This is a genomic window from Exiguobacterium sp. 9-2 (genome assembly GCF_036287235.1).
Lineage (GTDB): Bacteria > Bacillota > Bacilli > Exiguobacteriales > Exiguobacteriaceae > Exiguobacterium_A.
Genome location: NZ_CP142850.1, coordinates 2,449,143 through 2,461,953, shown reverse-complemented (window position 1 = coordinate 2,461,953; position 12,811 = coordinate 2,449,143). Strand labels below are relative to the sequence as shown.

Here is a 12,811-nt window from a genome sequence, read left to right as displayed (position 1 = left end):
TTTTCGAAAAAAAGGGTAACTTCCTAAAAGGAGCACTTCATAATCGAATGTTTGTTCGTAAAGTGATACAATAGAAATAGATTTTTTAACGTGATGAGGGGGAAGCAAACGATGGATTTTGAACTCGTTTCACCATTTGAACCAGGCGGTGATCAGCCAACGGCAATCGAAAAATTGGTGACTGGGCTAAAACAAGGCGAACGACATCAGACGTTGCTTGGGGCGACCGGTACCGGGAAGACGTTCACGGTCTCGAACGTCATCAAGGAAATCAAGAAACCGACGCTCGTCCTTGCCCATAACAAAACACTAGCGGGACAACTCTACTCGGAGTTCAAGGAATTCTTCCCGAACAACGCGGTCGAATACTTCGTTAGTTTTTATGATTATTACCAACCGGAAGCGTACGTTCCGTCGACGGATACGTTCATTGAGAAGGACTCTTCGATCAACGATGAGATCGATAAGTTGCGTCACTCGGCAACGTCCGCCTTGTTCGAACGGGAAGACGTCTTGATCGTCGCGTCCGTTTCGTGTATCTATGGTCTCGGTAATCCGGAAGAGTACAACAACCACGTCTTATCCCTGCGTGTCGGCAATGAGATGGGGCGAAACGAGATGCTTCGCCGTCTGATCGACATCCAGTATGAGCGAAACGACATCGACTTCCAGCGCGGACGGTTCCGCGTCCGCGGAGACGTCGTCGAAATCTTCCCGGCGTCACGCGACGAACAGTGTGTCCGGGTCGAGTTCTTCGGTGACGAGATTGAACGGATCCGTGACATGGATCCGCTGACAGGTGAGATCGTCGCGGACCGCGAGCACATCTCGATCTTCCCGGCGTCCCACTTCGTGACGGGGGATACCCGTCTACAGAAAGCGATCGCGAACATCGAGAAGGAACTTGAAGTGCAGCTTGCGAAGTTACGTGAAGACAATCAGTTGCTTGAAGCGCAACGGCTCGAACAACGGACGAACTACGATCTTGAGATGATGCGTGAGATGGGCTATTGTTCCGGAATCGAGAACTACTCGCGTCACTTGAACTTGATGCCGGAAGGGGCAACACCGTATACATTGCTCGATTACTTCCCGAAGGACTTTTTACTCGTTGCCGATGAGTCACACGTCACATTGCCACAAATTCGCGGGATGTATAACGGGGACCAGGCACGGAAACAAGTCCTCGTCGATCACGGTTTCCGTCTTCCGTCGGCAAAAGACAACCGTCCGTTACGGTTCGAGGAGTTCGAGGAAAAAGTCAGTCAGGCGATCTATATCTCGGCGACACCAGGACCGTATGAACTCGAACATTCGAAAGAGATGGTCGAGCAAATCATCCGTCCGACCGGTCTCGTTGATCCAACGATCGAGATTCATCCGATCACAGGACAAATCGATTACTTGATGGATAACATCCGTGACCGGGTCGCGAAGAACGAACGTGTTCTCGTCACGACACTGACGAAGAAGATGGCAGAAGATTTGACCGATTACTTGAAAGAGAATGGCGTCAAGGTCAACTACATGCACTCGGAGATCAAGACGCTGGAACGGATTGAAATCATACGTGACTTGAGGCTCGGGAAATACGATGTCCTCGTCGGGATCAACTTGTTACGAGAAGGACTCGATATTCCGGAAGTCTCACTCGTGACGATTCTTGATGCTGATAAGGAAGGGTTCCTCCGGTCGGACCGTTCGCTGATTCAAACGATTGGTCGGGCGGCTCGGAACTCGGAAGGACACGTCATCTTGTTTGCTGATAAAGTCACCGATTCGATGCAACGGGCGATCGATGAGACGGAACGTCGTCGCGCGATCCAGATGGCGTTCAACGAAGAACATGGCATCACGCCGCAGACGATCAAAAAAGACGTGCGTGGTGTTATCAGTACGACGATCGAGAGCGACGATACCGTCGAAAAACTCGAGAAGTTCAACAAACTTAAAAAACCGGAGCGCGAAACGTTGCTTGAACAGCTCGACCAAGAGATGCGTCAAGCGGCGAAGGACATGCAGTTCGAACGAGCTGCCGAGCTCCGCGATCTCATATTAGAATTGAAAGCAGGTGCCTAAGTTGGGAGAAAAGAAGAATCAGATTATCATCAAAGGCGCTCGCGTCAATAATCTACAAAACATCGATGTCGAAATCCCCCGCGATCAGCTCGTCGTCTTGACGGGCTTGTCTGGATCGGGGAAATCGTCGCTTGCCTTCGATACGATTTATGCTGAAGGACAACGTCGTTATGTCGAAAGTTTGTCTGCCTATGCTCGTCAATTCCTCGGACAAATGGATAAACCGGATGTCGATACGATTGAAGGACTGAGTCCGGCAATTTCGATCGATCAAAAGACGACGAGTAAAAACCCACGTTCGACGGTCGGAACGGTCACGGAGATTTATGACTACTTGCGTCTGTTATACGCACGGATCGGGAAGCCGATCTGTCCGAATCACGGAATCGAGATTTCGAGCCAGACGATTAGTCAGATGGTCGACCAAGTGATGGAACAACCAGAGCGGACGCGTCTGCAAATTCTCGCGCCAATCGTTTCCGGACGCAAAGGAACGCACGTCAAGGTGCTCGACGATTTGAAGAAGGAAGGTTTCGTCCGCGTCCGTGTCAACGGAGAGACGATGGATCTCGCCGAAGAGATCACGCTTGAGAAAAACAAGAAACACTCGATCGAAGTCGTCGTCGACCGTGTCGTCGTGCGACCAGACGTCGAAGCCCGTCTTGCGGACTCACTTGAGACTGCACTTCGCCTCGCGGATGGTCGGGTCATCGTCGATACGATGGACGGCAACGAACTATTGTTCAGTGAACATCATGCTTGTCCAATTTGTGGCTTCTCAATCGGCGAACTCGAACCACGGATGTTCTCGTTCAACTCACCGTTTGGTGCTTGTACGTCATGTGATGGTCTCGGAACGAAGCTTGAGGTCGATGTTGATCTCGTCGTGCCGCATCCCGATAAGTCATTGAACGAAGGGGCAATCGTGGCGTGGGAACCAACGAGCTCGCAGTATTATCCACAATTGCTCAAAGCGGTGTGTGACCACTTTAAAATCGATATGGATACACCGTTCGAACAATTGTCAGAAGAACATCGCGAAACGATCTTGAACGGAAACACGAAGGAAGAGATTCACTTCCGTTATGAGAATGACTTCGGGATGGTCCGAAATACGAACCTCTACTTCGAAGGAGTTCTCAATAACTTACAACGTCGCTTCAAGGAGACGTCGTCTGATTATATCCGGGAACAGATGGAAGGCTACATGGCGAAGAAGGCGTGTCCGACGTGTAAAGGACATCGCTTGAAACGGGAATCGCTCGCCGTCAAAGTATCCGATCACCATATCGGTGAAGTGACGAAGATGTCTGTTAAACAAGCGGTCATGTTCTTCGACGAACTACCGGAGAAATTAAGTGAGAAGGATCAGACGATTTCGCGGATGATCGTCCGTGAGATTCATGAACGGGCGTCGTTCCTTGAGAACGTCGGTCTCGATTACCTGACGATCTCACGCGCAGCGGGGACATTATCCGGTGGGGAAGCGCAACGGATTCGTCTTGCGACACAAATCGGTTCGCGTCTGACGGGCGTCCTCTACGTTCTGGATGAACCATCGATCGGCTTACACCAACGCGATAATGATCGTCTGATCAATACGCTGAAGGCGATGCGTGATCTCGGCAATACGCTGATCGTCGTCGAACACGATGAAGATACGATGATGGCAGCCGACTACTTGATCGATATCGGACCAGGTGCCGGGGATCATGGTGGATTCGTCACAGCAGCCGGAAAACCGGAAGAGTTGATGCAGGATGCGAACTCGTTGACTGGTCAATATTTGTCCGGGAAGAAGTTCATTCCTGTTCCGTCGACACGCAAAGAGCCAGACGGTCGGATGCTTCATATCCACAAAGCATCGGAAAACAACTTGAAGAACGTCGATGTCGACATTCCGCTAGGGCTGTTCGTCGCCGTCACCGGAGTATCCGGTTCTGGTAAATCGACGTTGATCAATGAAATTCTCTATAAGACGATCGCCCACGAGATGAACCGGGCGAAGGAAAAACCAGGCGCCCATAAAGGGATCACCGGTCTGGATCAAATCGATAAGGTCATCGATATCGATCAGTCACCAATCGGTCGGACACCGCGTTCGAACCCTGCAACGTATACGGGTGTCTTCGATGATATTCGGGACGTCTTTGCTTCGACGAACGAAGCGAAACTCCGTGGTTACAAAAAAGGACGTTTCAGTTTCAACATCAAGGGTGGACGCTGTGAAGCGTGTCGTGGCGACGGGATCATCAAGATCGAGATGCACTTCTTACCGGACGTCTATGTTCCGTGTGAAGTCTGTCACGGTAAACGTTATAACCGCGAAACACTCGAAGTGAAATATAAAGGCAAAACGATTGCCGACGTGCTTGAGATGACGGTTGAAGATGCACTCGCCTTCTTCGAGAACATTCCGAAAATCACGCGGAAACTGCAGACGATCGCTGACGTCGGTCTGACGTACATGCGTCTCGGTCAACCCGCGACGGAACTGTCTGGTGGGGAAGCGCAGCGCGTTAAACTGGCATCCGAGCTGCATAAACGTTCGACCGGGAAGACGATCTATATCCTCGATGAACCGACGACAGGACTGCATGTCCATGATATCGCGCGCCTCCTGAAAGTCTTACAACGACTCGTCGACAATGGTGATACAGTACTCGTCATCGAACACAATCTAGACGTCATTAAGACAGCAGACTATTTGATTGATCTCGGACCTGAAGGTGGCGACGGTGGCGGAACAATCGTTGCTGCCGGTACACCGGAACACATCGCCGAAGTCGAAGCGTCTTATACGGGACGATACCTCGCGCCTGTCCTTGAACGCGACGCGGCACGAATTGAATCGTGAAACTTTTGTGGATGAGGATTCGTAGGAAGGAACTAAGGGAACTTAAACGAAAGTATCATGTAACACACGTTTGAGGTTCAAGAATAGGAGGGAACGGTTCATGAAGCAAGATATGCGTCAATTGATATTGGAGCAAGTCAAAGAAGGAAAGTTAACGATTGATGAGGCACTCGATAAACTCGAGCGGCTCGAAGCGATCGACGAACGTGCAACTTCTGCCAGTGAACATAAGTACGTCGATGAACCAGAACAATATGATCGGGTCGACCAGTATTCCGTCGATTCGTTGACGACGAAAGTCATGTCAGCGTTCGATAATCTCGTCAGCCGGATCAAGGACAGTGATCTTTCGCTTAATCAGGCGTCCGGTCCGAACGTCACCTACGTCAAACAATTCCCGTTCAGCGGTGAGACGGTTCACGTCGATCTGTTCAATGCGAACTTGGTCGTTGAACCGAGTGATCTCGAAGAATGCGAATTAACGGTGACAGGACGTCCGCTCCGCCGCCAACAGGTGACGGAAGAACAGGCGCTTGAGCAACTACAAGCTGCTGTTCAGCACGCAGTGTCGGCGAATACACTCTCAATTCGTTTGAAGGATAAGAGTGTTCGTGCGACAGTCCACCTGAAAGTACCACGCCGTCATTACGAGTCATTCGTCTTACAGACGTTGAACGGGGAGATTTCGTTATCGTCACTCGATACGACGTCCGCTCAACTGATGACGGCGAACGGTCGGGTCAACGTCCGTGACCTCTTCAGTGAAGATGTCAAAGTATCGACAGCGAACGGCTCGATCGAAATCGAAGAGTCGGAGTTGAAGGTCTTGAAAGCGAAGACAGCCAACGGTCAAATCATCACGACTGGTGTCTTCGAACGTTCAGAATTGAAAACAGCGAACGGAAACGTACGTTGCGAGCTGAAGACAGCGCAAAATGCGAAAGTCAAAGCCTCGTCACTTGCTGGAAGCATCGCCTTGATGTTGCCGCATGGCGCTGAAGTCTACGGAGAACTTGAGACGAACTTTGGTGGTCTCAACTGCAATCTTGACGATATGGAATTGATTCGGGATCAAAAAGAGATCGTCAACCGGAAACTCCATTTCGTCTCAGGGCGCGGTCGTTCACCTAAAATTGAGGTCGAAGCGGATACGAAGACTGGTACGATTTCAGTCACGCACGGTGTTCACCTCAGTCCACAAGCGTTATAAGCATACTCGGCGCAACTTCTTGAAAAAGAGGTTGCGCTTTTCTTATGACATCGTATCCGCTGTGCATGCTTTCCTCAGGCTCGTTTGTTTCTGACAGCGTGGATGACCGCGCTTTTTCCTGTAGGAGTCACACATGCGGAACGACTTCGTCTGCACATGTAAAAACACCCATCCTCATAAGTGGATGGGTGTAGCATAAATCAATAGTTGTAGTCTTGATCCATCATCGGTTCATCGAAGTTCATGTTCTCGATATTATTCATATCGTAACCGAACGAGAGTAAGGCGATGACACCGATGATTGCAAGAACGATCGAAACGAGAATCAGACCAATGCCGAGCCAACTCTTTCCGCGTGCGCGATTCCAATAGAAAATGATGGCTAAGACGTACGAGATGAAAGACCCACTGATGAAGACCCCGATGATGGAAATAATAAAGAATAAGAGAGCTGTTTGATCTTGATTCCGGGAGTAAGCCTTCCACATATCGATCAGCGAAATCACGAGATAAACGAAACCGGCGATCGCGAGGATTCCGAATAAAATAAGTATTAAAACGAACCAAATACCGCCACCTGACATCATGGCAAAACCTCCTTCAAAATATTAACTCTTTATTCCATTCCCAAGAAATCATGCTTCTAATCCAATTCCATGAACCGAATAAAAATATGGTACAATACTTCAAGTGAAAGGGGCTGACGAAGCGTGCAACCAAAAGTGCGAACAGCTGAAATCGTAAAACAATTCAATCTCCACATCGTCACGGGAGAAGAAGGCTTACATCGCCCGATTCTAACGGCTGATTTGTGCCGACCTGGCCTTGTGCTTGCCGGTTATTATGCTTATTACCCGGCAGAACGTCTTCAAATTCTCGGAAAAACAGAATTGACGTTCTTCAATAATTTAACGTACGAGGAACAACGTGAACGAGCGAACGTCCTCTGTACAGATGAAACACCTGGTATTTTGATCACACGTGGATTTGAAGTGCCGGAAGCGATCATCCAAGCTGCGGACGAGACGAACGTGCCACTGTTGACGACAAAAGGGCATACGACATCGGTCGAGTCACAGATCACGAACTTCCTCGAAGCGGAACTCGCGCCAACGACGGCAATGCATGGTGTCCTTGTTGATATCTATGGTGTCGGCGTCTTCATCAAAGGAGCAAGTGGCGTCGGTAAATCGGAAACAGCACTCGAACTCGTCAAGCGGGGTCATCGTCTGGTCGCAGACGACTCGGTCGAGATTCGTCAAACGGGTGACGGGATTCTCGTCGGAACGGCACCGAAGTTGATTCAACATCTGCTTGAAATTCGTGGAATCGGGATCATCGACGTGATGACGTTGTTCGGTGCAGGTGCTGTTCGCTCGCACAAGAAGATCAGCCTCGTCTGTAACCTCGAGATTTGGGATCAATCGAAAATCTATGACCGCGTTGGTCTGGATCAAGAGACGCTTCAAATCATCGATACGGAAATCCCGTTCTTGACGATTCCGGTTCGTCCCGGACGAAACCTCGCCGTCATTATTGAGGTGGCAGCGATGAACTATCGCCTGAAAAACATGGGCATTAATACAGCAGAAGAATTCGCGGGACGTCTCGCGCAAGCAATTGAAGATGGGAATGGTGGTCTTTGATGGGAACTCTAGCCTCTGTACAACCAACATTTGATCGCGTCGCAATCAATCTCGGACCGGTACCGATTTACTGGTACGGGATCGTCATCGCACTCGGTGCGGTCGTCGGCCTGTTGATCGCGATCTTCGAATCGAAGCGGATCGGCTTCAATGAAGAGTATGCGGTCGATGTCGTCATCTGGTCGATTCCGATCAGTATCATCTGTGCCCGGATTTACTACGTCGCGTTCGAGTGGGACTACTACAGTCAGCATCTCGATCAAATCATCAACATCCGCCAAGGTGGGATCGCGATCCATGGCGCGATCATCGGCGCGATTTTGACGGTCATCATCTATACGCGGAAGAAAAAGATCTCGTTCTGGCAGATCGCTGATATCCTGGCACCGTCGCTCTTGTTCGGTCAAGCCGTCGGACGCTGGGGCAACTTCTTCAACCAAGAGGCACACGGCGGCGAGACGACATGGTCGTACTTACAAGATACGTTGCACTTACCAAACTGGATCGTCAATCAGATGTACATCGACGGGACATACTACTTACCGACATTCCTCTATGAAAGCGTCTGGAACATCATTGGTGTCATTCTATTAATCGTCTGGCGGATGAAGTTCAACCCACGTCGTGGATATGTCTTCCTCGGTTATTTGATTTGGTATTCGATCGGACGCTACTTTATCGAAGGACTCCGGACGGATAGTCTGATGGCTGACGGACTGCGGACGGCGCAAGTCGTCTCGATTTGTTTAGTCATCTTCGGTGTGATCATGCTTGTCATTCGTCGCAATGCCGTTCGTTACTTGGACGGTTCAAAAAAGGAGGCGAAGTAATCGATGATTCGCACACTTTTGTTTGACTTAGATGGAACGTTGATTGATACGAATCCATTGATCTTAAAAAGCTTCGAGCATACGCTCAGTTACTATTACCCCGACCGGACGTTCACGGAAGCGGAACTGCTTCCGTTCATCGGTCCGACGCTTGAAAAGTCATTCTCAGCAATGAACGCGGAACAGTGGAAAGAGATGGTTGCTTTTTACCGGAGCTACAACATTGCCATGCATGACGCGCTTGTACTCGAGTATCCAGGTGTGCTTGACGGATTACGCCGTTTGCATGAAGCAGGCTATAAGATGGCGGTCGTGACGTCGAAGAGTCGTCGCGTTGCCTTACGCGGGATCGAGTTATTCGGATTGACGTCACTCTTTGACGCTGTCATCGCAGCGGACGACGTAACGGAAGAAAAACCAGCCGTCGAGCCGTTTGAGAAAACGATGCAGTTACTTGGATCAACACCAGACGAGACGATCATGGTCGGTGACAACGATACGGACATCCTTGGGGGCAAGAACGCAGGAGTGAAGACGGTCGCGGTTGGTTGGGCGATCAAAGGACGTGCTTACTTAGAAGCTCTCGAACCGGATGTCATCATTGATTCGATGGATCATCTCGCAGCTTGGCTGGAGGAACAAAATGGCACGGCGAACTGATCGGTTTCAGGTCGGAACGACGAATCCACTCTGGCATATGTACCGGACGGTGTCGTTCTTTAAAGTGATGTGGTGCTTTACGATCGTCACGATTGGTCGGTTTGCCCCGTCGTTACGCTTCAAGAACACGCTCTACCGGACTTGTCTTCGGATGAAAATCGGGGAGAAGACGGCACTTGCCTTGATGGTGATGCCAGACACGATGTTCCCGGAGCGGATCACGATTGGTGACAATACGATCATCGGCTTCAATACGACGATTCTTTGTCATGAATATTTGACGACGGAGTACCGTTTAGGTGACGTCGTCATCGGAAGTAACGTCTTGATCGGTGCGAACGTGACGATCCTACCGGGCGTGACGATCGGAGATGGTGCCGTCGTTGGTGCCGGATCGGTCGTTCATCGGGACATCGCTCCGAACGAACGCGTCTCGAGTCAGCCGCTTCGCCGGCACGAAATGTGACAAAACTGTGAGAAGGAAGAAGGAAAAAAGATGACGCACATCCGCTTTACGTATAAGACAGGAAAGTATTTCGGAAGATTATTCGCCGAACGTCCACAAGGTCTCGTCGTGGAGGTGCTGGCTGTCGAAAAGCATCCGGTTCAAGGAGATCTTCATCAACCGAACCAAGTCGATGTCCCGCTCTTTCATATTCGGACCGCCTTGCATAAGCACGAAAAGATCACGGTTTCGCCCGCAGTCGTTTATGCGTATGACGGAGAGATTCCCGATTATGCGACGAGCTTACGGCAGGCATATGACAAGGACGTGGCACGTCTTGAAGGACTGAATCCAGAGACGGATGCTTTTGTACGAAAATGCTTAGAGAATTACAAAGAACTAGAATCGATTTATGCGAAACGCTGGGGATGAACTCCGGCGTTTTTTTCTGTTGCATGCCTTCTAGAGATAGGGTATTCTTGTGTCTGCAACTACGAAACCAGTTTACTATTTATGGGGGCTTGAATCATGATGGAATTAACCAAATACAAAGCAGACCCCTTTGCGATAACAGCGCGCCAAGCGGAACTTTTTTATTTCCGCGGACGGAAGGCGCACCGGGAAGGGCGACTGGATGAAGCCGTCTATCATTTAGATGAGGCGACGACACTTCAGCCAGCGGACATCCGTTATTTGCTCCGTTATGCCCGTGTCTTATTCGAGACAGGAGAAATCAATCATGCGAATGATGTCTTGAAACAAGTACGCGCACTCGACGCATCAAATACGGAAGCACTCTTTTATTTAGCGAATAACTACGCACACGTCTCACTTTATGAAGAAGCGCGACAGCATGCGATGGAATATTTAGAGCAAGCACCAAACGGTAAACACGCGGAGGCATCGGCCGCACTCGTGGAACTGATTGATCTCGAACAAGAGATGGAAGACGACGAAGAGGACGAATTGATTCGTCTGCACGGTCAAGCACAACGCCAGATCGATAAAGGGATGCTGTTCGCGGCACAGGAGACGTTGACTGGACTGATTGCCCAGTACCCGACGTTCTGGCCTGCCTACAACAACCTCGCGATCGTCGAGTTTTATTTAGGAGAGAATGATCAGGCATTCGCTTCCCTCGAACGGGTCCTTGAAGGAAACCCGGGGAATTTGCATGCCCTCTGTAACACGCTCGTCTTGCTACACGAGATGGGACAGGATGAAGAGGCGCATCGTCTCTCTCGTCAGCTCGAACACGTCCGTTCCGTGCATCTTGAGACACGTTATAAGGTCGCATCAACACTTGCGATCATCGGACGGTACGATATCGCCTATGAAGAGTTGAAATTACTCGAGCGTCGCGGGTACCGAGGAGATCCCCTCTTTGGGCACTGGTTATCGATCTCTGCTTATAAGACAGGACATGTCGAAGAGGCAGCCGCTTTCTTAAAGTCAGACGAAGCACAAGCGTTAAAGGAAGAAACGGATACGTATGACATCCGCCACAACCTACAGTTTCGCTCGGCACTCATCCAAGCGTTGAAGACGGAAGATGACGTCTCGCGAATCTTCACGGCACTTCTTCTTGGCAAGCTGAACGATGCCGAAGCACGGCTTGCATTGTCGATGATGCCAGAAGTAACGGACCGGGAAGACGTCCTGTTACTGACGGAACAGATTGTCATCGAGATGGAAGGACGGACCGATGTCGTGGATGAACGCATTCACCGGGCATTGCAGACGATCCGTCTTGCAGAACGATTCGTTTCAGACGAAGAACGGATGAGTCTTGAAGGGGACTTTTATGAGCGTTTCGCACATCTCGTCTTAAGTGGAGAATCGTTCGATTCAATTGAAGCATCCGCGGCATCACTGCTTTACCTGTTCCATGATTTACGAGACGGAATGTTGATCGAGGAATGCGCATCGCTCGTCGATTGTTCGTTCGATCATGTCGCGTCAATGATCCGGACACATGAACGGATGCTGGCACCGCTGCAAGCAAAGTGTTAGACGTTTAGGGGATTCTCACCTATACTCAAACTACAACGATTACGATAAATGGGGTGGAATCATGGCGGAAACAGAACAAAAAATTTATGACGTCATCATCATCGGGGCAGGTCCTGCTGGGATGACAGCCGCACTTTATGCATCACGTGCGAACCTTTCGACATTGATGATCGAACGCGGGATTCCGGGCGGTCAGATGGCGAACACAGAAGATATCGAGAACTACCCAGGATACGATAGCATCCTCGGACCAGATCTCTCACAAAAAATGTTCGACCACTCGAAAGCATTCGGCGCAGAATATGCGTACGGAGATGTTCGAAGCATCGAAGACGGTAAAGCATACAAAACGATTCATGCACACAACAAAGATTACTACGCACGGGCAATCATCATCGCGTCTGGTGCACAATATAAAAAAATCGGCGTACCGGGAGAAGAAGAGCTCGGCGGTCGCGGTGTCTCGTATTGTGCCGTTTGTGATGGCGCATTCTTTAAAGAAAAAGAACTCTTCGTCATCGGTGGCGGGGACTCTGCGGTAGAAGAAGGTGTCTACTTGACACGTTTCGCGAAAAAAGTCACGATCGTTCACCGTCGTGATGAGCTCCGCGCTCAAAAAATCCTTCAAAAACGTGCGTTCGACAACCCGAAAATCGACTTCATCTGGAACCATACGGTTAAACAGATCAACGAACAAGACGGGAAAGTCGGCGGTATCGAGCTAATTAATACAAAAACAGCTGACGTGACGACGCATCCGATTGATGGGGTCTTCATCTACATCGGAATGAACCCAATCACAGGTTACGTCCAAGATCTCGGTATTTTGAACGACCAAGGTTACGTCGTGACGAACGAAGCGATGGAAACGAACATCAAAGGTATCTTTGCTGCTGGTGACGTGCGTGAAAAAACATTGCGCCAAGTCGTTACAGCAACGAACGATGGTTCGATTGCCGCGCAAAATGCACAGCATTTCATTGAAGCGTTGCTTGAAGAATTACAAGAATCCTCACACGCATAATATCGAACCAGTTTCACTGAAGGAGACTTCAGTGAAGCTGGCTCTTT

At 49.9% G+C, this 12,811-nt stretch carries 11 protein-coding genes; 10 read left to right on the top strand and 1 reads right to left on the bottom strand.

The features are described from left to right. The first annotated feature begins 111 nt into the window (after window positions 1-111). The 3 genes from uvrB to VJ374_RS12930 all read left to right on the top strand — a co-directional run bounded on the left by uvrB (window position 112) and on the right by VJ374_RS12930 (window position 6,146). Window positions 112-2,079: an excinuclease ABC subunit UvrB gene (gene uvrB / locus VJ374_RS12940; RefSeq protein ID WP_023469235.1), complete on the top strand. Its 1,968-nt coding sequence runs from the start codon at window positions 112-114 to the stop codon at window positions 2,077-2,079. A 1-nt stretch (window position 2,080) separates the two neighbouring features. Continuing rightward, a complete protein-coding gene (uvrA, locus tag VJ374_RS12935) occupies window positions 2,081-4,936 on the top strand; it encodes an excinuclease ABC subunit UvrA (protein WP_329469015.1) in 2,856 nt (951 codons plus the stop codon). 100 nt (window positions 4,937-5,036) lie between these two features. Further along, window positions 5,037-6,146, top strand: a complete 1,110-nt coding sequence (locus tag VJ374_RS12930; RefSeq protein ID WP_056062976.1) for a DUF4097 family beta strand repeat-containing protein — start codon at window positions 5,037-5,039, stop codon at window positions 6,144-6,146. A gap of 200 nt (window positions 6,147-6,346) precedes the next feature. Here VJ374_RS12930 and VJ374_RS12925 read toward each other — a convergent pair whose 3' ends face one another. Further along, window positions 6,347-6,733: a hypothetical protein gene (locus VJ374_RS12925; protein WP_329469012.1), complete on the bottom strand. Its 387-nt coding sequence runs from the start codon at window positions 6,731-6,733 to the stop codon at window positions 6,347-6,349. 123 nt (window positions 6,734-6,856) lie between these two features. On the opposite strand from VJ374_RS12925, the gene hprK reads away from it, so the two are divergent. The 7 genes from hprK (at window position 6,857) to trxB (ending at window position 12,764) form a co-directional block, all read left to right on the top strand. Further along, the gene (hprK, locus tag VJ374_RS12920) at window positions 6,857-7,792 is read left to right on the top strand and encodes an HPr(Ser) kinase/phosphatase (RefSeq protein WP_329469009.1); all 936 of its coding nucleotides are present in this window, start codon (window positions 6,857-6,859) and stop codon (window positions 7,790-7,792) included. Next, complete coding sequence (lgt, locus tag VJ374_RS12915; RefSeq protein WP_329469007.1) at window positions 7,792-8,622, top strand: prolipoprotein diacylglyceryl transferase; 831 nt, start codon at window positions 7,792-7,794, stop codon at window positions 8,620-8,622. The genes hprK and lgt overlap by 1 nt, the downstream gene beginning before the upstream one ends. 3 nt (window positions 8,623-8,625) lie before the next feature. After that, window positions 8,626-9,282 carry a pyrophosphatase PpaX gene (gene ppaX / locus VJ374_RS12910; RefSeq protein WP_329469006.1) on the top strand — a complete coding sequence of 219 codons (657 nt, stop codon included), beginning with the start codon at window positions 8,626-8,628 and terminating at the stop codon, window positions 9,280-9,282. Next, window positions 9,266-9,748 (top strand): acyltransferase, encoded by a 483-nt coding sequence (locus VJ374_RS12905; protein WP_290752368.1) that lies wholly within the window; start codon window positions 9,266-9,268, stop codon window positions 9,746-9,748. The genes ppaX and VJ374_RS12905 overlap by 17 nt, the downstream gene beginning before the upstream one ends. A 30-nt stretch (window positions 9,749-9,778) precedes the next feature. Further along, a complete protein-coding gene (gene kapB, locus VJ374_RS12900) occupies window positions 9,779-10,159 on the top strand; it encodes a sporulation phosphorelay system protein KapB (RefSeq protein ID WP_023469227.1) in 381 nt (126 codons plus the stop codon). Between the two features lie 96 nt (window positions 10,160-10,255). Continuing rightward, window positions 10,256-11,740: a tetratricopeptide repeat protein gene (locus VJ374_RS12895; protein ID WP_329469004.1), complete on the top strand. Its 1,485-nt coding sequence runs from the start codon at window positions 10,256-10,258 to the stop codon at window positions 11,738-11,740. Between the two features lie 61 nt (window positions 11,741-11,801). Then, the gene (gene trxB, locus VJ374_RS12890) at window positions 11,802-12,764 is read left to right on the top strand and encodes a thioredoxin-disulfide reductase (RefSeq protein WP_023469225.1); all 963 of its coding nucleotides are present in this window, start codon (window positions 11,802-11,804) and stop codon (window positions 12,762-12,764) included. Window positions 12,765-12,811 lie beyond the last annotated feature (47 nt).